The sequence below is a fragment of the Arthrobacter sp. Y3221157 genome (genome assembly GCF_059089865.1).
The window spans coordinates 1-22,384 of sequence record NZ_JBNHFD010000001.1; the positions used below are offsets into that span (position 1 = coordinate 1).

General features: G+C 66.9%; 24 protein-coding genes and 1 pseudogene. 7 read left to right on the forward strand and 18 right to left on the reverse strand.

The genetic code is table 11. The features are described 5' to 3' along the window. Positions 1-98, reverse strand: a pseudogene (locus tag AC5RTT_RS00005) (type II secretion system F family protein); the annotation flags it as partial. A 144-nt stretch (positions 99-242) separates the two neighbouring features. Beyond that, entirely contained in the window at positions 243-938 is a 696-nt protein-coding gene (locus AC5RTT_RS00010; RefSeq protein WP_494143454.1) for a TetR/AcrR family transcriptional regulator, read from the reverse strand. Positions 939-1,077: 139 nt separating this feature from the next. Here AC5RTT_RS00010 and AC5RTT_RS00015 point away from each other — a divergent pair, with 139 nt between their 5' ends. Together AC5RTT_RS00015 and AC5RTT_RS00020 are read left to right on the forward strand one after the other, a co-directional pair. Further along, entirely contained in the window at positions 1,078-2,466 is a 1,389-nt protein-coding gene (locus tag AC5RTT_RS00015; RefSeq protein ID WP_494143455.1) for a flavin monoamine oxidase family protein, read from the forward strand. Positions 2,467-2,535: 69 nt separating this feature from the next. Continuing rightward, positions 2,536-3,018: a pyridoxamine 5'-phosphate oxidase family protein gene (locus AC5RTT_RS00020; protein ID WP_494143456.1), complete on the forward strand. Its 483-nt coding sequence runs from the start codon at positions 2,536-2,538 to the stop codon at positions 3,016-3,018. Positions 3,019-3,070: 52 nt separating this feature from the next. On the opposite strand, the gene AC5RTT_RS00025 is transcribed toward AC5RTT_RS00020, so the two are convergent. Together AC5RTT_RS00025 and AC5RTT_RS00030 are read right to left on the reverse strand one after the other, a co-directional pair. After that, positions 3,071-3,673, reverse strand: coding sequence for a DUF6919 domain-containing protein (locus AC5RTT_RS00025; protein ID WP_494143457.1), 603 nt, complete (start codon positions 3,671-3,673; stop codon positions 3,071-3,073). Between the two features lie 66 nt (positions 3,674-3,739). After that, positions 3,740-4,342 carry a hypothetical protein gene (locus AC5RTT_RS00030; RefSeq protein WP_494143458.1) on the reverse strand — a complete coding sequence of 201 codons (603 nt, stop codon included), beginning with the start codon at positions 4,340-4,342 and terminating at the stop codon, positions 3,740-3,742. Between the two features lie 138 nt (positions 4,343-4,480). Here AC5RTT_RS00030 and AC5RTT_RS00035 point away from each other — a divergent pair, with 138 nt between their 5' ends. Continuing rightward, positions 4,481-4,861, forward strand: a complete 381-nt coding sequence (locus AC5RTT_RS00035; RefSeq protein WP_494143459.1) for a VOC family protein — start codon at positions 4,481-4,483, stop codon at positions 4,859-4,861. 83 nt (positions 4,862-4,944) lie between these two features. Here the strand turns inward: AC5RTT_RS00035 and AC5RTT_RS00040 are convergent, their stop codons facing one another. Further along, on the reverse strand, positions 4,945-5,349 hold the full coding sequence (locus tag AC5RTT_RS00040; protein WP_133350243.1) for a DUF5997 family protein: 405 nt from the start codon (positions 5,347-5,349) through the stop codon (positions 4,945-4,947). On the opposite strand from AC5RTT_RS00040, the gene AC5RTT_RS00045 reads away from it, so the two are divergent. Then, the gene (locus tag AC5RTT_RS00045) at positions 5,312-6,145 is read left to right on the forward strand and encodes a LysR family transcriptional regulator substrate-binding protein (protein WP_494143460.1); all 834 of its coding nucleotides are present in this window, start codon (positions 5,312-5,314) and stop codon (positions 6,143-6,145) included. The two genes, AC5RTT_RS00040 and AC5RTT_RS00045, sit on opposite strands and share 38 nt — an antisense overlap. Before the next feature lie 210 nt (positions 6,146-6,355). On the opposite strand, the gene AC5RTT_RS00050 is transcribed toward AC5RTT_RS00045, so the two are convergent. From AC5RTT_RS00050 to AC5RTT_RS00060, 3 genes are read right to left on the reverse strand one after another with little or no spacing between them, the layout of a single operon-like run. Then, entirely contained in the window at positions 6,356-7,018 is a 663-nt protein-coding gene (locus AC5RTT_RS00050; RefSeq protein WP_494143461.1) for a DUF3618 domain-containing protein, read from the reverse strand. Continuing rightward, positions 7,015-7,446 (reverse strand): phage holin family protein, encoded by a 432-nt coding sequence (locus AC5RTT_RS00055; RefSeq protein WP_494143462.1) that lies wholly within the window; start codon positions 7,444-7,446, stop codon positions 7,015-7,017. Before AC5RTT_RS00055 ends, AC5RTT_RS00050 begins: the two co-directional genes overlap by 4 nt. Then, positions 7,443-8,303, reverse strand: a complete 861-nt coding sequence (locus AC5RTT_RS00060) for a hypothetical protein (protein WP_494143463.1) — start codon at positions 8,301-8,303, stop codon at positions 7,443-7,445. The genes AC5RTT_RS00055 and AC5RTT_RS00060 overlap by 4 nt, the downstream gene beginning before the upstream one ends. Positions 8,304-8,563: 260 nt before the next feature. On the opposite strand from AC5RTT_RS00060, the gene AC5RTT_RS00065 reads away from it, so the two are divergent. Further along, the gene (locus AC5RTT_RS00065) at positions 8,564-9,178 is read left to right on the forward strand and encodes a MarR family winged helix-turn-helix transcriptional regulator (RefSeq protein ID WP_494143464.1); all 615 of its coding nucleotides are present in this window, start codon (positions 8,564-8,566) and stop codon (positions 9,176-9,178) included. Positions 9,179-9,230: 52 nt separating this feature from the next. On the opposite strand, the gene AC5RTT_RS00070 is transcribed toward AC5RTT_RS00065, so the two are convergent. The 10 genes from AC5RTT_RS00070 to AC5RTT_RS00115 form a co-directional block, all read right to left on the reverse strand. Beyond that, complete coding sequence (locus tag AC5RTT_RS00070) at positions 9,231-10,379, reverse strand: baeRF2 domain-containing protein (RefSeq protein WP_494143465.1); 1,149 nt, start codon at positions 10,377-10,379, stop codon at positions 9,231-9,233. Beyond that, a complete protein-coding gene (locus tag AC5RTT_RS00075; RefSeq protein ID WP_494143466.1) occupies positions 10,376-10,591 on the reverse strand; it encodes a hypothetical protein in 216 nt (71 codons plus the stop codon). Before AC5RTT_RS00075 ends, AC5RTT_RS00070 begins: the two co-directional genes overlap by 4 nt. A 105-nt stretch (positions 10,592-10,696) precedes the next feature. Then, positions 10,697-11,032, reverse strand: coding sequence for a hypothetical protein (locus tag AC5RTT_RS00080; protein WP_494143467.1), 336 nt, complete (start codon positions 11,030-11,032; stop codon positions 10,697-10,699). A gap of 47 nt (positions 11,033-11,079) precedes the next feature. Continuing rightward, positions 11,080-12,336, reverse strand: a complete 1,257-nt coding sequence (locus AC5RTT_RS00085; protein ID WP_494143609.1) for a D-arabinono-1,4-lactone oxidase — start codon at positions 12,334-12,336, stop codon at positions 11,080-11,082. A gap of 883 nt (positions 12,337-13,219) precedes the next feature. Beyond that, complete coding sequence (locus AC5RTT_RS00090) at positions 13,220-14,980, reverse strand: amidase (RefSeq protein ID WP_494143468.1); 1,761 nt, start codon at positions 14,978-14,980, stop codon at positions 13,220-13,222. Then, positions 14,977-16,059, reverse strand: coding sequence for an agmatine deiminase family protein (locus AC5RTT_RS00095; protein ID WP_494143469.1), 1,083 nt, complete (start codon positions 16,057-16,059; stop codon positions 14,977-14,979). Before AC5RTT_RS00095 ends, AC5RTT_RS00090 begins: the two co-directional genes overlap by 4 nt. A 45-nt stretch (positions 16,060-16,104) precedes the next feature. Then, positions 16,105-17,811, reverse strand: a complete 1,707-nt coding sequence (locus tag AC5RTT_RS00100; RefSeq protein ID WP_494143470.1) for an amidohydrolase — start codon at positions 17,809-17,811, stop codon at positions 16,105-16,107. Then, a complete protein-coding gene (locus AC5RTT_RS00105; protein ID WP_494143471.1) occupies positions 17,811-19,043 on the reverse strand; it encodes an MFS transporter in 1,233 nt (410 codons plus the stop codon). Before AC5RTT_RS00105 ends, AC5RTT_RS00100 begins: the two co-directional genes overlap by 1 nt. Before the next feature lie 105 nt (positions 19,044-19,148). Next, positions 19,149-19,772: a TetR/AcrR family transcriptional regulator gene (locus AC5RTT_RS00110; RefSeq protein ID WP_494143472.1), complete on the reverse strand. Its 624-nt coding sequence runs from the start codon at positions 19,770-19,772 to the stop codon at positions 19,149-19,151. Between the two features lie 27 nt (positions 19,773-19,799). Continuing rightward, entirely contained in the window at positions 19,800-20,513 is a 714-nt protein-coding gene (locus AC5RTT_RS00115) for an alpha/beta fold hydrolase (RefSeq protein WP_494143473.1), read from the reverse strand. Positions 20,514-20,624: 111 nt separating this feature from the next. Between AC5RTT_RS00115 and AC5RTT_RS00120 the strand changes: the two genes are divergently transcribed. Together AC5RTT_RS00120 and AC5RTT_RS00125 are read left to right on the forward strand one after the other, a co-directional pair. Beyond that, positions 20,625-22,199, forward strand: coding sequence for a sodium-dependent transporter (locus AC5RTT_RS00120; protein ID WP_494143474.1), 1,575 nt, complete (start codon positions 20,625-20,627; stop codon positions 22,197-22,199). Then, complete coding sequence (locus AC5RTT_RS00125) at positions 22,196-22,333, forward strand: methionine/alanine import family NSS transporter small subunit (RefSeq protein WP_082978922.1); 138 nt, start codon at positions 22,196-22,198, stop codon at positions 22,331-22,333. The genes AC5RTT_RS00120 and AC5RTT_RS00125 overlap by 4 nt, the downstream gene beginning before the upstream one ends. Positions 22,334-22,384 lie beyond the last annotated feature (51 nt).

Below are 22,384 nucleotides of genomic sequence, written 5' to 3' on the forward strand. Positions count from 1 at the left end.
TCCGCCGCGAGCGCCTTGATGTGGCCCTTGATCTCCGCGCGCTCGCGGATGGTTTCGTTGACCTGGTCCAGGACGTCGGCCAGGTTGCCGCCCACTTGGGACGCCACGTGCCTCCATGCCCTGACGGAGATTGGAGCGGTGATCGATGGCCTGTTGGATGAAGACGCCGATCTGGATGCGGGTATCCTCGGGGACGTCAGCTGCAACATCACGGATGGCAGCGGGACCCCCGGGCGCTAAGGTCAGCCCGCCTGCCCCCGCAGCGCCCCCAGCCCAGAGATGAGCGCCTCCAGCCCCAGGCCGAACGCAGTGTCGGCGGGGCGTGCGGGGCCGGCGGAACTGCGGACGGCGGCGGTGAAATGCGGGTTCGCCTCCGCCATGGACCCTGGCTCGAAAATGTCCCCGGGGGCGGTCACGTCATAGGCGGACCCGAAGATAAAGGACTCCAGGGCTACGATCGCGGACACAATCCGCTCCTCCGGAAAGCCTGCGTCCAGGAACCCCTTGCTCACCGTCTCGTACATCGCCAGGGTCTGCGGGGCGTCCGTCACCGGCAGCACGGCGATGACGGGAATCAGGGGCGTGTGCTCGGCAAAGACATCCCGGTAGCTCCACGCCCAGGTGCGCACGGCATCCTCCCAGGACTTCGAGCCGAACGCCGAGACGTCCACCAGTGACGTCAGGTGGTCTTCCACCAGCAGCAGCACGTCGCGCTTGGACGCCACGTGGTTGTACAGGGCCGACGGCGCCACCTCCAGCTGCTTCGCCAGCGCTGCCATGGTGAGCCCGTCATAGCCCTTCCGGCTGACCAGGTCCAGGGCCGCCGTCGTGATGCCTGCCTTGTCCAGCACCGCCGCCGATGGCCGGCCGGCCCGCCGGCGCCCCGTCCCCGCCCCGGTTCCCGTGGTGTGTCCTTCTTCGGCTGATACTGCCGGCATTCCTGCCCTTTCTTTGGTGGTCCCCAGCATTATTCCACCCGGGCACTTCCCGTCCCGGCCACAAGCAGCTATAGTTCTAATAAATGAACGACATTCATTTAGTGCTCCCGGTCACTTCGCGGGAGGCAGAGAGGACATCATGCTGAACCTGAACCGCGACGTCGTCGTCGTTGGAGCCGGTCCCTCCGGGCTCACCGCAGCCCGGGAGCTAAAAAAGGCGGGGCTATCTGTCGCCGTGCTCGAGGCCCGCGACCGCGTGGGCGGCCGCACCTGTACCGATACCGTGGACGGCGCCATGCTCGAAATCGGCGGCCAGTGGGTCTCCCCGGACCAGACCGTGCTCCTGGACCTCCTCGGCGAGCTCGGCCTGCGGACATACCCCCGCTACCGCCAGGGCGAATCCGTCTACATCGGCTCCGACGGCATTCCCGTCCGCTACACGGGCGACACCTTCCCGGTGGATCCCAACACCAAAGCCGAAATGGAGCGCCTGGTCGCATTGCTGGACGGGCTCGCCGCGGAAATCGGCGCCACCGAGCCCTGGGCCCACCCCAAAGCGCGGGAACTGGACACCATCTCCTTCCACCACTGGCTGCGGCAGAACTCCGCCAATGAGGAAGCCTGCAAGAACATCGGCCTCTTCATCGCCGGCGGCATGCTCACCAAGCCCGCTCACGCCTTCTCCACGTTGCAGGCCGTGCTGATGGCCGCCTCGGCCGGCTCATTCACCCACCTGACGGACGAGGACTTCATCCTCGACCGCCGCGTAGTGGGCGGCATGCAGCAGGTCTCGCTGCTGCTCGCGCAGGAGCTGGGCGACGACGTCGTCCTCAACACCCCGGTGCGCACCATCAACTGGGAGCCGGGCGCCGACGGCGGCCACCGCGTCACCGTCGAATCCGACCGCGCCACAGTCAACGCCCGCTTCGTGATCATGGCCGTCCCGCCCAACCTGTACTCGCGCGTCTCCTTCAACCCGCCGCTGCCTCGCCGGCAGCACCAGATGCACCAGCACCAGTCCCTGGGCCTGGTCATCAAGGTCCACGCCGTCTACGACCGTCCCTTCTGGCGGGACAAGGGCCTGTCAGGTACCGGCTTCGGCGCCAATGCCCTGGTGCAGGAGGTCTACGACAACACCAACCACGGCGACACCCGCGGCACCCTGGTGGGCTTCGTCTCGGACGAAAAGGCCGACGCCGTCTTCGAACTTGCTGCCGAGGACCGCAAGAAGGCAATCCTGGCCTCCATCGCCGGTTTCCTCGGCGACGAGGCACTCACGCCCGAGGTCTACTACGAGTCCGACTGGGGATCCGAGGAATGGACCCGCGGTGCCTACGCCGCCAGCTACGACCTGGGCGGCCTGCACCGCTACGGCAAGGACCAGCTGACCCCCGTCGGCCCCATCTACTGGGCCTCCTCCGACCTCGCCGCCGAAGGCTACCAGCACGTGGACGGCGCCATCCGGATCGGCCGCCAGACTGCTGCCCGGATCGCCGAAGTGGCAAGGGTGGCCGTCGCCGTCGGGTAGCCAATAAGCATGCTTACTAATAGGCTTGCCGGTGGGGAGCGTCCCCTATGCAGACAAGCGAGGTGAGACATGACTGACGCCCAGGGCATCAGCAAGGTTACGGACATCATCAACGGTTCCAAGATCGGGATGTTGACCACCATCAATGAAAAGGGCGCCCTTGTGAGCCGGCCGCTGGCCGTCCAGGAGGTTAAGGACGACGGCGACATGTGGTTCTTCACCGGCCTCGGCACCTCGCAGGTCGCCCACGTCCGGGCCGACGCGCGCGTCAACGTCGCCTTCGGCAAGAACACCGAGTGGGTTTCTGTGGCCGGGACCGCCCAGGTTGTGACCGACCGGGCCAAGATCCACGAGCTGTGGAACCAGGCGGTCGAAGCCTGGTTCCCGGACGGGCCGGACACCCCCGAGGTATGCCTGCTGCACGTCGATTCAGACTCCGCGGAGTACTGGACCAGCCCGGGCGGCACTGCCGCCACAGCGCTGCAGTGGGTGAAGTCCAAGGTCACCAACAGCCGCATGAGCGTCGGCGAAAGCGACACAGTGGAACTGTAAGTTTCCTGAAAGGGTAAAGGCGGGGCGGCAGCCCGCCTTTTTCTTTCCCCCGTTAGTCCCGCCCGGCCAGGGCGCCGAGCACCGCGGGAAGCAGTACGCCGTTGCGTCCCCACACAGGGTCGAGGATCTCCACGTACCAGGAGTCGGCAAGCAGTAGCGCCAGGGCGTCATTGGTCTCGTCGGCCCAATCGCGGATCTGGCCCTCGTCCACCGGGTTCTCGCTGGAGCCCAACACGGTGGTGATTTCCGTTCCGGCCAGGGTGACCGGGATGGACGCGCTGCTGGCCTCTCCCGGAGCGTGGGCCACCGTGACCAGGTCAGTCCGGGTGGACAGCGCCAGCAGGTCTCCGGCAACGGCAGCGCTGCAGAAGCCTGTCACGTACTCCCGCTGTGCAGCAGACTCGGTTTGAACGCCTGGCTGGGACTCCTTGGTGAACAGCCCGTTGCGGTTCAGTTCTGCCAGGGCTGCGGCAATGGGTCCGGTCTCCTCATCAAAGCCGGCCGCAAAGTGTCCGGGCTGGTAGGAGCTGCCGCCCTCGAGCCAGCGGGCGGTGAGCTCACCGGCGGCTTCCAGGGTGGTGGCCTGGCGCCACACCCCGCGGTCCTCGAGCAGCCGGCCGAACTGGTCGCGCTCCGGCAATTCCTCTGGCTTCATCTCCGGATGCTATCGCCGGTGCGGCGGAACCTTCCACCGCCCCGACACACCACTTAACGTCCGGTCCTACGCCTGCCCGGCGCGAATGCCGGCCGCCTGCTCGGCAGCGGCGAGTGAGGCAGCAAGGCGGGTGACGGCGTCGGGATAGTCCTGGTGCGCATGCACGCGCAGCTGGTCCGCGGTCCGCATCGCCTTGATGAACGCCGAGGTTTCCGGCAGGCGCACGTCCGTGAGGGCGGGATAGTCGATGCTGCACGCCGCGTCCAGCTCATAACGCCGCCATCTGGCAACAACTTCGTCGTGCCGCGCCGCGGCTGCCAGGTAGGCGGACTCCTGTTCGCGGCTGTTCTGCCGTGCCTGCCGCCGGCTGAGGTACCGCGGGGTTCCCCGGTAGGCGGCAACCGCTGCGGCCACCCCGGCCCCGCCCAGGAACAGGCCGGTCCAGGGGGAGACCAGCGTGGGGATTAAAAGCGCAGGGACAGCGACGCACGCGCCAAGGAACAGGTCCCAGAAGAGCTGGTCCGACCGTTCCGGCTGCCCGTCCCCGCCGGCAATGGCACGGCGCCGGACCACAAAGACGGTGGCGGCAATACTGCAGACCAGGACAGGCCCCGCAAGCAGCAGCGCCCACACCCCTTGGACCAGACCCTCAAACAAGGATTCCCCCATGGCTGACACCCGACCCTTAACTGCGCCCGGGCCGTGGAATCCCGGGCTGGTCATTTAATTGCACAGTGTCCGGCGTGCGGGGTCAATGGCTGGTCCCTGAGGTTCCCTGAAGCGGTACCGGCACGTACGGTGAGGAACATGAGACTCAAAATGTGCAGCATCCACGTCAAGGACCCCGCCGCCGCCCACACTTTTTACACCGGAACCCTGGGCTTCGAGACCCTGATGGCCATGCCGGAGTACAACCTGTTCATCATCAAGGACCCCGGCGCGGACGCTAGTTCGGTGGGCCTGCTCCTCGAACCCAGCGACAATCCGATCGCAGCCAACTATATGAGCGCGCTGCACGACGCCGGCCTCCCGGCCATCGTCTTTGGCGTCCCCGACGTTCGGGCGGAGTACGACCGCCTGGTCAATGAGGGCGTGGTGTTCCGGGGCGAACCTGCCGAGGATCCCTCAGGCATCAGCGCCGTGTTCGACGACGGCTGCGGCAACTTCGTCCAGCTGCACCAGGACTGACATTCCTTAAAGAACAGAGGCTTGTCCGCGGATCCGAGCCCACAAGGGGCAGACCAGCGGACAAGCCTCTGATGCGGGAGAACCTAGTTAGCCTGCGCGCGCGCTTTCTTTGCAGCCTTCTTCGCGGCCTCTTCCTTCACCCGCTGGGCTTCGGCGCGGACTGCGGCATGCGTGGCGCGCTCGGTGACCAGCCACTGCGGGGGAGCCTGGAGCAGCGCGGTGATTTCCGCCGTCGTGAGCGCTTCCTCAACGCCGCCGCGGGCGAGGCCGCTGATGGAGATGTTCAGCTTCTGCGCCACCACCGGGCGGGGGTGCGGGCCATTGCGGCGCAACTCTGCGAGCCACTCCGGCGGGTTGGCCTGGAGTTCGGCGAACTCCTCCCGGGTGATGGTTGATTCCTGGAACTCCTGCGGTGTTGCGGGCAGGTAGATGCCAAGTTTCTTGGCAACGGTGGCCGGCTTCATGGACTGGGAGTTTGCAGAGGTCATGCTTCAAGGGTATCCGGGCGGGCGGTACTGTGAAGACGTGCCCACTGACAACACCACCCCGCCCGACGCTTCCGAGGACTCCGACGCGGGGGAGCAGGCGGCGCCGCGGACCCTCCGCATTGCCTACGTGCCGGGGGTGACGCCCGGGAAATGGATCCGCCGCTGGGAAGAGCGGATGCCGGACATTCCGTTGCAGGCGTTCATGCACGACGGCGGCGCACACGTTGACGCTGTCCGCGGAGGCCTGGCGGATATGGCCTTTGTCCGGCTCCCCATTGAGCGTGACGGCCTGAGCGTCATTCCGCTCTACGAGGAGCAGCCGGTGGTGGTGGCTCCCAAGGGACACGAGATCTCCGTGTTCGAGGAGGTGGCGCTCGAAGACGTGGAGCAGGAGTCCTTTTTGGATGTTGCTGGCCTCGGCGGGCCGGAAGCCGCGCTCCAGATGGTTGCCGCGGGGGCCGGGCTGGTGGTCCTGCCCATGTCCGTCGCCCGCCATTTCAACGTTAAGGACACGGTGGCCCGCCGGCTCAACGGCGCCCCGGGAACCGGGATCGCCCTCGTCTGGCCAGCGGACGCCACGGACGAGGTCCTGGAGGAGTTCATCGGGATTGTCCGTGGGCGCACCGCCCAAAGCTCCCGCCAGCCGTCCGCCCAGCCGGCCAAGGTAAAGAAGGATCCCAAACCTGACCGCCGGGGCGGGGGAGCCCGGAAGCCGGCACCCAAGGTGGCCCAGCGCTATGCCCCCAACCCGGACAAGGGCCGCGGCAAGGGATCACGCAAAAAGGGCAAGCGCTAGCGCCGGACCGGGGCTAAACCTTAGTACCGGTTCCGCGGGGGAACCCGGCCAGCGCGGGCCTGCCGCGCCTTCCGGGCCCGCATGACGCGGCTAACGATGGTGGGAAGCAGGGCGAAAAGCAGCTTTTTCATGACGTTGTTGCTCCTTGGCTTAGGGCGGTAAAGCGAGGGCCGCCCTTCCGGACGGAAGAGCGGCCCTCGGCGGTTTGTCCTAGGTGTTTTGGACGTTGGTTTTGGCGTCGGTGGCGCGGTCCTTGACGTCGGTGGCGGCGTGCTGGCCTTCGGTTTTGACTGCCTGGGCTGCGTCGGTTGCGGTGGCCTTGACGTTTTCCATCGCTTCCTGGGCCGGTTCCTTGAGGTCCTGGACCATGTCTTTGGCGGCGTCGGTGACCTTGCCGGCCAGGGGCTGGGCTGCGGTTTTGAGCTGGTCCGCGGCTTGGCGTTCTTTCTGGCTCGGCGGGATCAGGGATGACACGAGCATCCCGGCGCCGAAGGCGATCAGACCCGCGGCCAGGGGGTTGCCCTGCGCCTTGGCTTTGACCTGGTCCGGTGCCTGGGAGATTGCGGTGCCGGCATCGGAGAACTTGGCGGAGACGTTGTCCTTGGCGCCGTGGAGGGATTCCCCGGTGCTGTGCAGGGCGTCGCTGGTGTGGCCGGTCCCGGAGTGCATGGTGTCCTGCACGCGGGTGGTGGCGTGGTCTGCTGCTCCCATGATTCTCTCCTTAACCCCGGTCACGGCGTCTTTGACCTTGTCGGTTTGGCGGTTGACGATGTTGGACGGGGTGACCTTGTCCGCGACGGCGTCCACGTTGGTGCCCAGCCGTGCGCGGGTTTCTTCTATGTTCTGGCGGATTGCGTCCGGGTTCTCGCTCATCGGTTGACCTCACCTGGTTTTAGGGTTGGGGGAATTTCGGAGAGTGTTTCGCCGGTCTGCGGCAGACCCTTGATCTGCTTGAGTTCCTTCCGGCCAATGCTGGCCAGGATCGCGGCGATGATGGCCCAGAGGACGGCAACAATCACGGCGGCCCAGCCCAGGGGCATCAGGGCGCCGAGGGCGAACATCAGGGCCAGGGACAGGAAGACCAGGACGAAGTGTCCCGCCACGCCGGCGCCGGCGAGCATGCCGGAGCCTTTCCCGGCGCGGGTGGCGGACTGTTTGAGTTCGGCCTTGGCCAGTTCCACTTCCTGGCGCATCAGGGTGGACAGGTCCCGGGTCACATCACCCAGGAGCTCGCCAAGGGAGGCGTTATCGGCTTTTTGATGCGCCTCCGTCGGCGGCGGCTCAGGAATCTGGCTACTCACAGCTGCCGTCCTTCCGTTGACCGGTAGGTGCCGTCGGCAGCACGGTAGCTGCCGTCCTCGTCCCGGTAAGGGTCATCCTCGAAGCGGAGCGGAGTGTCCTCTCTGGTACCCGCCGGCAGGGTGGAGGTGGATACCGGCGCCCCGCTGCCCACGGTCGGTTCCGTGAAGAGATCGTCGGTGCCCGCGGCGTAGACCGTCTCCTGGCGGAGCCGAGCTACGGGCGGGGTGCCGGAGTACTGCCCGGAAAGGCCGGCGCTGGGTCGTGTTGTCGACGAGGTTTCCGGGGCGCCTGCGGTCAGGCCACGGGTGAGGCGGCCGGCCAGGACGCCGGCACCGGCTGCCAGCAGCAGGAAGGTTCCGGGGCGGTTCCGGGCAAAGCGCTGGACTTCGGTCAGAAGGTCCCCCGGCTCCTTGTTCTCGAGCCAGGTGGCCATGGAGGAGGTGCGCTCAGCAGCCTGCCGGATAAGGTCGCTGGCCATGCCCTGCTGGTCCGGGGCGTCAGCCATGCTCTGCAGCTGGCCGGAGATGGTGCGGATCCCCTCGGCCGCCTTCTGCTGCTGCGTGCCGGCCTGGCTGCTCAGGCCCGTCTTGGCCTGGTGCAGCAGGTCCTGCGCGCTGTTCTTCGCCTCGGCAGCCACATTGGCAGCCTCACTCTTGGCCGTCTGGGCCACGCCCTGGGCTGCCGCTGCTGCGTCGCCTGCAACGTGTGAAGCCTCCTCCTTGGCCGCTTGGGTCTTGGAGGTTCCGGAGGTGTTCGCGGCAGTAGCGGTGAAGCTGGCGTCAGCTCCTGTGGCCTGTGTGGCGTATGGATCGGCCGGCGTGGTGTTCGGGGTCTGGGGCCATTGGTTCTCTGTCATCGGGCTCTCTTTCTCAAGGGTCAGCTGGCGATCAAGAACCAGCAGTGCTGGCGATTAGTAAGCATGGTTACTAACTAGATACTAAGCACACTTTGCTTTTGATGCGCAAGGGGCATTGGTTGCCACTTCTGATTTTTCGGGGGCCGGCACATGGGAGGATAGTAAGCCTACTTGCGAATATGATGCTAAGCATGCTTATTGTAGGAGCGTAGAGAAGCAGGCTCACCCGCCCATTGCCACCTACAGGAAGGCCACGGCCGATGACGAGCAACCTTGATCCCGACGCCCGGAACAGCTACCGCCTCATCACGTTGGCGGCGCGCCTGGTCCAGCGGCGGCAGGATGATGCGCTGGCTCATCTGGGCTTAACCCGGGCGGCTGTCATTGCGCTGGAAGGGCTGGCCGCGGGTCCCCTGAACCAGGAGCAGCTGGCCGAGGCTATCCGGGTGCAAAGCCAGACTCTTGGCCGGATCCTCGCCCGGCTGGAAGCAACGGGCCACATCACCAGGACCCGGCAGGCAACGGACCGCAGGCAGCTTAAAGTTGAACTTACCGAAGCCGGCTTCGCGGCCTTGGAAGCTGCCCGGCACGCCGAGATCAATGCCTACCCGGATGACCCCAGCATTGGCTGGAAAGTGCTACAGGACGAGTTGACCAAATTCGTCACTGCCCTGCCTGCAAGCCGGCACCCGGAAGTAGTCCCCTTCGTGGCACCCGACCACCGGACGCGCAGGCCGCACACGTCCAGGCCGGGGGGCCGGCGGGGTCCTGACCAGCCGCTGCCGTCGGAAGCGGGCCAGCCAATGGAGCCGCACCAGCAGCAAAATCCGGACCAGCAGCATGGACATGCCGCCGGTCCGGAAGGGAAGGCCTAGCACCGGTTGTCGTCCTCTTCCTAAGGCTGCCCGCTATGCTGGTTCAGCCCGGCTACCCGGTGGGTACGCCGGTGGGTACGGCCGGCCCAGTGGACCAGCGAAGCAGTGCGGCAACGTCCACGCCGTCCGGCAGGACGGAGCCGGGGACCAGCAGGACCCGTGCATCCGTCAATGCGGCTGCCCTCAGCAGTGCCGCAGGTGCGGGAACCTTCCCCAGCACTCCAGCGGCCAGGGACTCCTCTTCGGCAGTGGCCACCCAGGGTTCGGCATCAAGCGCCAGCAGGGTCCGCTCCGACAATGCGGCGTCATCCAGGATCAGGACATCCACCTGGGCCTGCTGCAGGGCGTGGACCACAGCCCCGATGCCGGTGGCCGACTCCGGATTCGCCTGGCCTTCCTGCGTGGCCAGCCGGTCCATGACCTCCTGCTGCTCGGCAGCCCAGAGTTCCGCGACGCGCTGGTTCACCTGATCGGTGAGTTGCTGTTCATCGGCCCCTGCCGTGTGCGTGTGGGAGTCGACCATCGAAACCAAGGCCTGCGTGGATTTCGAGAGCTGGTCCTGTACAAGTCCGCGGGCGCGGATGTCGCCTGCCAGGACCACCAGCCTGGCCCCGCTGTCACCGACGATCCTGTCGATCTCGCCGGCGACCTCGTCCGCGTTGCGGCGCCAGACGTCCTCCGTGTGGTGCTGGAACCGGAGGTGGGCCCAGCCCCCGCCCTGGAACTTGCTCACATGCTCTGTCTCACCCTGCACTTCCTGGGTGCTGGCAGGAGCGCCAGAACCGGCGTGGTACAACCTGATCTCCCCGTGTTCGCGGCTTACTTCCGCAACCACGTAAGGGAACTCTTCGGGCCGGTGTTTTACCAGCGGTAGCAGATCGGGAACCGGGTCCACGGAGATCCGTTCCGGCAGGACCAGCTCGCCGGGGAGGACCTCGTTAACCGCCGCCTTGCCCTGGTTGACCAGGACAAAGCGTGCCACCGGGGCCGGAACGCCGGCCGCAGGCGTCACGGCCTGTTCAATGGCGTCCAGATCCTGCGCCGCGGCTCCTTCGGACTGCAGCCGGGTCCGCAGATTGCCGGGCAGGACGTCCCCGGCTTCCAGGGTGTCCACCGTTCCAGTTCCCGCGTTGACGTAGGCGGTGCACCATGGCCCGGGCAGCCGGTACAGGTCAGCGTAACGCTTGAGGCTGCCCGTCACTGTTCTCCCTCCTCATCATCGAGGGGGTCCGGTGCGGCGACGGGGTTCAGTGCCTCCTGGACCTCGGAAGGATCCGTGCTGTCCGGAAACGGCTCGGTTTCGCGGAATTCTTCCGCGTGGGCCGGCTGGTTCCCCCGGACGGCCCCTTGGGTCTCGTGTTGCATCTGGTCATCCAGATTGGAACCGTGTTTGGCGTTGCCTCGTTCGGCCATGACGATCTCCTTCGCGCGTGATTAGTATCACAGGCTTACTAGTTCGTCATTTCACGGTAGCACCGCCGTGCGGGCGACTGAAGGGGGATTCAGCGGGCAATTCGCCTAAGCGGGGCAAGCGTCCTTCAGTGCCTGGACTGACTCTTCCGGCACCTGGTCGCCGGCCTGCGCAATGTCGCCCAGCGGCGTCGTAATTTCCGCGGAAACACCTGCCGCACGGGCTGCGGAGACCAGTCCGGCCAAGACCTGCTTGTCCTCCACGCTCACCAGGCCGTCCTGGACCACCGCACAGATCTGTCGGTTCACTTCGTCCGCGGCCGCCGTGGCAACCTTCGACGCGGCGTCACTGGCGGCATTGGTGGCGGCCTCCTCCACGGCACCGCAGCCGGCAAGCAGCAGCATCAGGGGGACGGCGGACAGGGCGGCAAGGCGGCGTTTCATTCTTCCAGCCTAGCCGCTGCTCCACCGCCGTCCCTGGCCGGGGCGTGTCAGCGCGAACTGGCCGCCGGCACACCGAGCACGCTGTCCAGCAGCCCGTTCCGGAACTTGCCGTCCGGGTCATGTGCTGCTGCCAGCGAGCGGAATCCGGCAAATCGGGGGTACAGCTGCTCCCAGTCGTGGCCGTCGGGTGAGAACAGCTTGCCCCAGTGCGGCCGGGCCCCGAACGGACGGAGCCGGTTCTCAAGTTCGGGAAGGAGGGCTTCCACCTCCGGCTGCAGGGGCTTCCAAGTGAAGTGCAAGGCGACGCTCTGCTGGCGGTAGAACGGGCTGAGCCAGAAATCGTCGGCCGCACCGGTGCGGATTTCCGAGACAAAAAGCAAGGGTGCCAGCTTGTCCGCCAGCCCCCGCAGCGCGTCGATGGCGGCGGGTGCGTGTTCCAGCGGAAGGATGAATTCGCTTTGCAGTTCCTCGCCCTTGCTGGGCGTGAACTCGTGGCGGAAGTGCGGCAACCGGTCAAGCCACGGACCGGCCTCGTCCAGCTGCTGTGTGCAGTTCTCTGCGGACATGTCCGGCAGCGGGTGCCGGGGCCGGGTGGCCGCCGTTGCGCCGAAGAGGTCGGCCAGGGGCGGTTCGTCATCCAGTGCCTTGAGCCAGACCTGACTGATGGCATCGCCGGCGTAGTTGGTGAAGAGGCTTACGCTGTAGGCGCTGGACACCAGGGCGGCGAAGTTTTCCAGCGCCCGGTCCCACGGCAGGTCCTCGAATACCCGCTGGCGCATCCGGAAGCTGGGCTGGACGGACAGCTCCAGGCCGGTGACGACGCCGAATGCCCCCAGTCCCACCACGGCGGCCAGGAACTCGTCGCCGTCCGCGTGGGACAGGGTGGCCACGTCACCGCCGGGCCGGACCAGCTCGATGGCCTGGACGGCGCCCGCCAGGGACTGGTTGCCAACGCCGGACCCGTGCGTGCCCGTCTGCACCGCCCCTGCCACCGATATGTGGGGCAAGGAAGCAAGATTATGGATGGCCAGGCCCTGCCCTTCCAGCGTGCGGCACAGCTCGCCATAACTGATGCCGCCGCTGACGCGGACTGTGCCTTTCGCCGAATCTGGCTCGATCTGCCGGGGCAGGGCGTCCAGCATAACGTGCACGCCGTCCGTGTCGCCCACCCGGTTGAAGGAGTGCCGGGACCCCAGCGCCTTCACCCGGGGCGAGCGGGCAACAACCTCGGCCAGTGCGGCCACGGACCCGGGCCGCTGCACCTCGCGGGATGAGTAGTCGAGGTTTCCTGCCCAGTTCTTCATAAAGTCGGCTTTCGGTCGGCGGGGATGGCTCCCTCCACTGTCAGCGCTAACAATCACGGTGTCAAGGCGGACAGCAGTCCCTCGGCCCTCGGCGCTGGCATGCAGCTGGCTGACGTCGGCCTCGCCATCCGCGGCGAAAAACCTGGCCCGCACCTCCGCGCTGACCTCACGCAGCAAATCCCCGGCCGGGCGGTGAAGCGCGTCCAGGTCCAGGTCCAGCAGGTCCTGGAGTTTCCCCGCGGTCGCGGAGGCCAGCTCTTCCCGCAGTTCCCGCACCTCCGCAGCGGTGTCCGGACTGAACACCCGCGCCTCGGCCTCGGCCAGGTGCCAGAGCATCTCATGCAGCTGCTTCATTATTTTGAAGGCTGTGAACATGGCCGGCGCGGATTCCGGGCTGGCACGCCAGCTGACACCCTGGGACAGGCCCTGGCTGACTGCCTGGCCGGCGCCGAAGCAGTCAAAGACAGTGCAGCCCCGGAAGCCGCGGGGCCGGAGCCGTTCATGGATGGTGCAGGAGAAATCCGCCGCGAGGTTGGGGCACGGCGAGGCCGGTGGTTTGTCGATGGCAAAGTCCGCTGAGCGGGTAAAGCCGAAGGCGGTGCAGCACAGCGCGAAGCAGCGCGAGCAGTCAGCCCGCAGCTGATCCTGTTCTGGGACTGGGGTGTTGGCGCCCGGGGGCAGGGTGTTCATGGTGTCTCCCGACGATGGTTCCGGTTGGGGTGCGGGGAGGAGGGGAACTCGTGGTGGAGTTCCCCTCCGGGGCACGCGGAATCACCGCTCCGAAGGGGAGCGACGGGAGGAAGCGGCGGAGGCTGCGGGTCACAGGCAGGACATGAAGATCACTGCCTCCAGGATATCGCTTTCCGGGAACGACGTCAGGAAATCAGGCGTCAGTGGCAGGGGTGCGCGGCGGCGGGACGCGGCGGCTTCCGGTGGCCTCGAAGGCTGCGGCCAGGTGCAGCAGTGCCGAATCGCTGTACGCCTTGCCGGCGAAGGTGAGGCCAACCGGCATTGAAATGTCCGGGGCCAGCCCCATGGGCACCGTGACCGTGGGAATGCCAAGGTGCCGGGGGACCAGGTTCCCGTTGGCCACCCAGACGCCGTTGCGCCAGGCGAGGTCAGCCGAGGCTTCGTTGACGTCGGCATCCGCCGGGCCGACGTCCGCGGCTGCAGGGAAGACGACGGCGTCCAGGCCAAGCCCGTCCATCCACTCTTCCAGGTCCACCCGCCGCGTTTCCTCCAGCCCCTTCAACCCTTCCTCGAGGTGCGGAATGTCCACGAGGGAGCGAACCCCGTGCTTACGGATCCAGGCGGGGTAGTCGCTGATGTCGTCGTCGAACCCGTCGTACCGGTCCGGCAGGGAACCGTCCGGAGCGGGGAAGATGGCGGCACCGTCGACGTCGGCCAGCCGGTTGAGGTGCGGGTCCCCGTTGGCGTCGAGGAAGTCGTTCCATGACCAGGCGGAGAGGTCCACGATCTCGCGGCGCAGGTACTCCGGCGGTACGAGGCCGCGGGTGGCGATGGTGGGCGCGCCGGGACGGTCGCCCTCATAGTTGGACACCACCGGGAAGTCGACTTCGACGACGTGGGCGCCCGCGGCTTCGAGATCCCGCCGCGCGGCATTCCACAGCTCGATGAAGGACTGCCGTGTTTCGATGCGCTGGCCGGTGGGGCCACCGATCCCGCCGTCGGGTGCTGTTCCGGCCTCTGGGTCCGCGTTGATGTACATCCGTGGGACCCCTAGCCGCTTACCGGCGAGCACATCCCTGGCGGCGGCACTGTCCCGTACCGCGAGGTCCAGGTAGGAGGCCGGGCGGATCTCGGAGGCCTTGGGAATCGGCACCCACTGCTGGACCCGCCAGAAGTCGCCCCGGGTTTCCGCGTCGTCAGCCACCACGGCGTCCAGGACCTCGAGGAGGTCGTCCATGGTCCGGGTGTGCGGCACCACTACGTCCATGGTGGGGACCAGCGGCCAGTTGCCCCGGACGGAGATCACGCCGCGTGAGGGGGTGTAGGCGCAGAGGGCGTTGTTCGACGCCGGCGCCCGGCCTGATGACCAGGTTTCCTCCGCAAGCCCGAAGGCCGCGAAGCTGGCGGCCGTGGCCGTGCCGGAACCGTTGGAGGACCCGGAGGCAAAGGCGGCGGTGAGGTAGTCCGCGTTGTAGGGGCTTTCGGCGCGGCCGTATACGCCGCGCTGCATACCTCCGTTCGCCATCGGCGGCATGTTGGTCAGCCCGATCAGGACGGCACCCCCGGAGCGCAGCCGCTCGATGGTGAAGGCGTCCTTCTGCGCCACCAGGTCCTTGAAGGCGGCGGATCCGGCGGCAACAGTGAGGCCCCGCGCCTGGTAGCTGTCCTTCGCGGTGTAGGGGATACCGTCCAGGGGTCCCAGGGTGGCGTTGCGGGCACGGCGTTCGTCGGATGACCTAGCGTCGGCGAGGGCATCCGGGTTCATCACCACCAGCGCATTCAGATGTATACCGGAGGAGTCATACTTCTCGATCCGCGCCAGATACAGCCGCACCAGCTCCTCGCTGGTGACCTCTCCCGCCTCCAGCGCCGCACGGAGATCGCTGATGGAGGCCTCGACGACGTCGAAGTGGCCCTTGGTGCCCGGCGTGCCGGCTGTTTCGGCGAGCCTCATGCCGCACCTCCCCGCGCGGCCGGCTGCTGCTGGGTGATGCAGTGGATGCCGCCGCCGAAGGCGAAGATGTCGCGTGCGTCCACCAGTTCCACGGTGCGGCCGGGGTAAGCGCGCTCTAGGATGCCGGCGGCGATGGCGTCATTGGGGTCGTTGAAGGCGCATAATACCACCACGTTGTTTGCCACGTAGTGGTTGATGTAGGACCAGTCCACGAAGCCTTCATCATCCTTCAGCGTGGTGGGGGCGGGGACGTCGATGATCCGCAGGGGCCGGCCCTGTGCGTCCAGCTGGCCCGTGAGGGATGCCTTCAGCTGCAGGTAGACAGCGTGGTCCGGGTGGGCGGGGTCGTCCTGGCGGTGCAGCAGGATGGTGCCCGGGCCAGCGAAGGCGGCCACGATGTCCACGTGCCCGCGGGTGCCGAACTCGTCGTAGTCGCGGGTGAGTCCGCGGGGCAGCCAGATGGCCTTGGTGGTGCCCAGCGCGGCGTGGACCTCGGCTTCCACAGATTCCCTGGTGGCTCCCGGGTTGCGGCCAGGATCCAACTGGACGGTCTCGGTCAACAGCACGGTTCCGTCACCGTCCACATGGAATCCCCCACCTTCGTTGACCAGGGCGCTGGACCTGACGGGAACGGAACTTTCAGCCGCGATGATGCGGGCAACGTCCTGGTCCTTGTCCCACGCGGCCCACTCCTGCGCGCCCCATCCGTTGAAGATCCAGTCCACGGCAGCCAGCGAGCCGTCCTGCTGGTGTACGAAGGTGGGCCCGCTGTCCCGGAGCCAGGCGTCATCGAGGGGGACTTCGAGCACCGCGATGCCGTCGCCGAGCCATTCCCGGGCTGCGGTGGCATCGCGGGGATCGGCCACCACAGTAACGGGTTCGTAGCGGGCGATGGTCTGGGCCACCTTCGTCCAGGCGGCGCGGGCGCGGTCCAGGGTTGCACTTCCTACTTCGCCGAAAGTGTCGTTCGGCGGCGGGAAGGCCATCCACGTGCCCTGGTGGGCGTCCCATTCAGCGGGCATGGAGGTTGCCGGTGCGGGTTTCGCTGCGGCTGCGGTGGGGGCGGGAGCGGGTTTCATCGGTATTCCTGGGTCTTTCGGTCTGGCTTGTGGAGGGAAAACGTCTTAGGCGGGCTGGCCCACGCGGGCACCGGTTACGGCGGGACGGTGGGCCGGGGAGGCTCCGGCGTCGTATGCCACCTTGCCGCCTACTACGGTGAGCCGGGTGGAGTTGGTGAGCAGTTCGGCGGCGTCTGCCTGGAGCGGGTTGGTGTCCAGGACGGTGAAGTCCGCCAGGTAGCCTGCCGCGATCCTGCCCTGGCGGTCCTCGGCGCGGCAGGAGTAGGCGGCGTCCCGGGTGGCGTGGCAGAACGCATCAGCAAGTTCCAGGGCGTAGTGGGGCAGGTTTGCCTCCAGCGCGGGGTCAAGGGCGGAGCGGCGGGTGGCGGCAACGTACATGTTGGGCAGCGGCTGGTGCGGCGCCGTCGGCGCGTCGGTGCTCAGTGCAAGCGTGGCGCCGGCTTCCGTGAACTCGGTCCAGGGGAAGGCCCGCTCGCAGCGGTGGTCGCCCAGCATGCTGCGCCAGTTGGCCTGGATGGCAGGGTCGGCGTGGACGGGCTGCATGGAAGCCACGACGCCGAGGGCGGCCAGCCGCTTTACGTTCGCCTCCGTGACTGTTTCCAGGTGTTCGATGCGGTGCCGGCGGTCCCGCGGACCGTTGCGGCGGTACGCCTCTTCCAGCGCATCCAGGGCGATGTCCGACGCTTCGTCGCCGATGGCGTGCAGGGCGATCTGCAGCCCGGCAGCGTCCGCCGCAACCACGACCGGGGTCAGGGATGCGCGGTCCCAGACAGGCTCGGCGCTGCTGCCGTCGGCGTACGGCTCCTTCATGGCGGCGGTGCAGCTGTCAATGACCCCGTCCACCATCAGTTTGATGCCGCAGATCTGCAGCCAGTCATCGTGCAGTTCGGCCGCCAGCCATGCGGCCTTGGCCACCTGTGCCAGATTGTCGGACTCCGCTTCGTGGCGGGCCACCAGGAGGTGTCCCTTGACCCGCATGGGCAGGGTGCCGTTCCGGCGCTGCATGGCGCGGCGGAAAGTGGCAAGGTCGTCGTCCTGCACGGCCATGTCCACGGCACTGGTCACGCCAACGGCCAGGTAGTTGGCGAAGGCCTCCTCCAGCTGTGCGTCGCGGTCCTGGTCCGTGGCCTGCGCCGCAAGGGCGGGCCAGATGATTTGCTGTACTGCCGTTTCATACAGCACGCCGTCAGCCTCGCCCGTCCCAGGGTCGCGGACGATGCGTCCGCCGATGGGGTCCGGGGTGTCTTTGTCGATGCCCAGTTCCGCCAGGGCGGCGCTGTTGACCCAGACGGAGTGCAGGTCATTGGCGTCCAGATAGACGGGACGGTCCGGGACCGCTGCATCCAGCAGCTGGCGGGTAGGGGCCTGCCCGTCGAGGGCGCTGTGGAGCCAGCCGGCGCCGAGGATCCGCGGTGCATTGCTGGCCGCGGCAGAGTCCCGGAGGCGCTGCTGCAGGTCGGCGAGGCTGGCGGCGTCCCGCAGCTGGACCTTCTGCAGGGCCTGGCCCGTCATCAGCAGGTGGGTGTGCGCATCTACGAAGCCGGGCAGGACAAAGCGGCCTTCAAGGTCCACTTCCACAGCGCCTTTCCCTGCCGCGCTGCGGGCGCCGGCTTCGTCTCCCACGTGGATGAACTGTGATCCTTCCACCACGAAGGCTTCCGCGGGAGCGCCATCGGCCGTGAACACGGCGGCGTTGGTATAGAGCGTGCGTGCAGGCAAGGGAGTGCTTTCCTTCAGGTCGGGGAGGGACATTAGACGGTGACCGCCTTGTTGATACTGGTCGAAGGGTTGCCGGCCGCCTCCTGGTCCATCCGCACGGACAAGCGGCAGATCAGGACCAGCGGAACCGCCAGGACCAGGGTCATGCCCGCCAAGACGTAGCCGAGGACGTCATACCCTGCCGAAGCCGAGACGAACGTTCCGAAAAACGGGGCGAACGAGGAGCCGATCAGGTAGACGCCGAGCACCGGCGCGGACCAGCGCCCGGATGCGTCCAAAGCGGCCGCGGTGGCCACAATGTAGATGAAGGCCAGCATGTAGATGGTGTTCCAGGCGATGATCACGGCCATGTACAGGCCCGGATCGGTGACGGTTCCGGACAGCATCTTCAATGCTGCCCCCGCTACCAGCGCCACCGCCAGCGGCGCTGTCCTGCCGAGCCGGCGCCCGGCGAGCCCGATCAGGCCCGAGGCGAGGAGCCCTCCGAGGGTGGAGAGGCTGAGGACCAGGCCCATGCCGGTTTCGTCGAGCTGCGCCTGGTCGGCTCCCATGGTGGCGGCCACAGCCCAGAGGGAGTCCTCACTGAGGGCCCACAGGGCGAAACAGGCCAGAAGGACGAGTCCGGCGAGGGTTGTGGATCGGGATCCCTTGCCCGGCGCGGTGGCTGCCTCTGGTCCGCCTCCGCCTGCACTTATGGCAGGGCTGTTCGGCAGCCATGCGGTGGTGAACAGGGCCGCCAGGGCAAGGCCTGCCAGCAGGCCGAACGCACTGCCCATGCCGGCGCCCAGGGCCGGGATGACAAAGAGAATCACGGAAACGATCACACGGTTGGTGAAGCCGCTTAGGCCCGAGGCGCGGTCGGGGTTGCGGAGGGCACCCAGTGCGGCGCCGCCTGCCGAGACGGCGCCGCCCGCGCCGAGCCCGCCGAGCAAAACACCGGCGACGACGACGGGAACGGACGGGACGAAGGCTGCGGCTGCGAATCCTGCCGCGGCAAGCCCCAGGCCGATGCGCGCCACCAGGTATCTTCCGTTTCCGGCTGCCAGCCTGGATGTCAGCAGGCATGCCACGGCACAGACGAGCAGCGAGCCCGTCATCAGGGTGCCGGCTTCGGTGTCCGAAAAGCCGAGGTCGCCGGTCAGGGCGACAATCATGACGGGAACCAGGTTGGCGGTCATGAAGCCGACAACGCTGATCCCGAAGACGGAAACCGCCCGGCGCGGCGTCAGGGGCACGCGCCCTGTGGTGGGGTCGTCCTGGGACATGGACTTCTCCTTGCTGGGGTGGAGTGAATGCCGTCACAAAATGAATGGCCTTCATTTATTATGGAGATGCACCTCGCCCAGCACAAGTGTTCTAGTGAAAGCCTTTCAGAAACTTATCTTTGTTACCCGCGTGATCCCGGCCACGATGGTCTCCAGTCCGAAAGCGAACGCGGCATCGGAGCGCTCGGCAGGGGAACCCAGCCCGCTGATGGCTGCCGTCAGCGCAGGAAATTCCCCGGGCGGGGGAGACCAGACGACGTCGGGGGCAGTCAGTTCCAGTGCCGAGCCAAGGACCAGGTAGTCCACGGTGGTGATGGCCGGGACGATGACCGAAGGGTCAAGGCCTGCCCTGCCCAGGACAATCGCCATATCCTCATAGATCCGCATCACGCCAAGGTCCTGGACGGTCTGGGTTACCAGGAGCGGCACCAGGCGCGGGTGGTCCACCAGGCAGTCACGGTATTCGTGGGCCAGTGTCCGGAGTGCCTCGTCCCAGGGCAGGCTTGCAGGATCAAGGTGCCTCCGCCCGGCGAACTCCGAGAAGACGAGCCCCCGCATCAGCTCGATAATGTGCTCGCGGTTGTCGATGTGGTTGTAGAGGGAGGCCTGGCTGACGCCAAGTTCCCTGGCCACTTTCGGAAAACTGAAGTCTCCGGTGGCATCAACCAGGGACAGGGCGGCGCGGATGATGCCATCCACGGACAGCAGCGGTGATCGCGGGCGCGGCATGGGAACTCCTAAGCACAGGCGGTCCGTTCAATGTAGCTGGCCGTTCCGGTCCACGGCGGCAAGGATGGCCCGTGCCAGTTCCGCCGGCCTGGTGAACTGCGGCCAGTGGCCTGTGGGCAGGTCCACGTATTCCACGTCCCGGACCCGGGCAAGCTCCGACACGAATGGATGGCCTGCCTCGATCCATTCGCGCAGCATGGCAGAGGGGAATTCGCAGGCGATGACTGTGGCAGGGACGTCGTAGCGCCGCTCGTCGTGCAGGTGCTGCGGATCGTAAGCCACGCCCCTGGGCTGCGGAATCGCCCGTGCGCGGAACTTCCGGCGAAGGCCGTCGTCGAGATCCACCAGGTCCGCGTCTTCGAACCCTTCCCAGGGCGGAAGCGGAACATCCTCGCCGTCTGCCGGCAGTTCATCGTTGATCACGCCGCCCTCACCAAGGGGGCCGCTGTCCACGTAGACGGCCCGCGCAATCCTGTCCGGGCGGGCATCAACCACCCCGTGGATGATGGCCCCGCCGCCTGAGTGGCCCACCAGCACCACCTTTCCCTCGGTGGCGTCCACTTCCGACACCACGGCGTCGATGTGCTGGCGCAGGCCAATCCCGGCACGGTTGGCATCCACAGACTCCAGGCCGGGGAGGGTGAGGGGATGCGTGCGGTGTCCCGCAGCCTCGAGCGCCGGCGTCACCTCCTCCCAGGAGGAAGCGTCCAACCAGAAACCGGGAACCAAGATGATGTCCATGACGGAACCCTACTCTCCGGGGGTGACAAAAGGCCGCCGGCCAGGCCTCCCCGGGTGGGCGCACAGCAGAGGGGGCTTTTGCAGGCGGAAGGGCAGCAGTAAAGTCCGGACATGACTGCTTCCTCCCCAGCGCAGCCCGCCAGTCCGGCCAAGCGCGAAACATTCTCGTCCCGCCGGCTCTTCATCCTCTCGGCCATCGGCTCGGCGGTGGGCCTGGGCAACATCTGGCGCTTTCCCTACATCGCCTACGACAACGGCGGCGGCGCGTTCCTCATCCCGTACCTGGTGGCCTTGCTCACGGCCGGCATCCCGCTGCTGTTCCTCGACTATGCCGTGGGCCATAAGTTCCGCGGCTCGGCGCCGTTGGCCTACCGGCGGCTGCACCGTGTCGCCGAGCCGCTCGGCTGGTGGCAGGTGCTGGTCTGCTTCGTGATTGCTGCCTACTACGCAGTGATCATCGCCTGGTCACTGATGTACACGGTTTTCTCCTTCACAGAGGCGTGGGGTGACGACGCCGAGGGCTTCTTTTTCGGGAACTTCCTCAGCATCGCCGAGGCTCCCGGCCTGGGCTTCGATTACGTGCCGTCCGTGTTCTTCCCGCTGCTTTTGATATGGGCCGCCGTCATCTTCATCATGGTGGCCGGGATACGGAAGGGCATCTCCCGCGCCAACGCCGTCCTGCTGCCGCTGCTGATGATGATGTTCCTCCTCCTGGTGGTCCAGTCGCTCTTCCTTCCGGGTGCGGCTGAAGGCCTAAACGCCTTCTTCACCCCTGATTGGGCGGCGCTCGCGGATCCGGGCGTCTGGGCGGCAGCCTACGGGCACATCTTCTTCTCCCTTTCCGTCGGGTACGGCATCATGGTCACCTATGCCTCCTACCTGAAGCGCCGGACGGACCTGACGGGCTCCGGCATGGTGGTGGCATTCTCCAACTCGGGCTTCGAGATCCTGGCCGGAATCGGGGTCTTTGCCGCCCTGGGCTTCATGGCACAAGCAGCGGGCACTGCGGTGGACGAGGTGGTGACGCAGGGCATCGGCCTGGCGTTTATCGCGTTCCCCACCATCGTGTCCGAGGCCCCGTTCGGAGCTCTCATGGGGGTGCTGTTCTTCGGGTCGCTGGTTTTTGCGGGCATCACGTCCCTGATCTCGGTTCTGGAAGTCATTGTGGCCGCGGTCCAGGACAAGCTCGGCTGGGGCCGGGTCCAGGCGTCGCTGGTGGTCAGCGGTCTGGTGGCGGCGGTCTCGCTGGGACTTTTCCCCACGGCCACCGGCCTCTACCTGCTGGACACCTCTGATGCATTCGTCAACAGCTTCGGCATCACGCTCGGGGCCCTGGTCACTGTCGTTGTGCTCGCGTGGTTCCTGCGCAAACTGCCTCTGCTGTCCGCCCACCTGAACAGGATCTCCACCGTCAAGATGCGGCGCACGTGGATGATCCTGGTGGCCGGCGTCGTTCCACTGGCGCTGATCTACATGGTGTCGAACGAGTTCATCAGCAAGATCACCGCCACCTATGAGGGTTACCCGGAATGGTTTGTGGGCATCTTTGGCTGGGGAATGGCCGGGGCCCTGGTGGTGCTGGCGCTGGCGCTGACATTCATCCCCTGGAGCCACCGGTCCAAGGCCCACCACGACCCCGAATACGACGCCGTCGTGGCCGAAGAGGAAAAGGAGAAGGCACTGTGACGCCGATAGCCATCACCATGATGATCATCGCCATCCTCACCGTTTGGGGCGGCCTGGCCTTGGCCCTGCTGAACCTGAAACGGCATCCGGAGGACGAGGGCGCGCTGCCTGAGGAGCACGCCCCGGAACTCTGATGGAACAAGGTTATGGGGGAGTGCAGCACCGTTGAAGGGCGCTGCACTCCG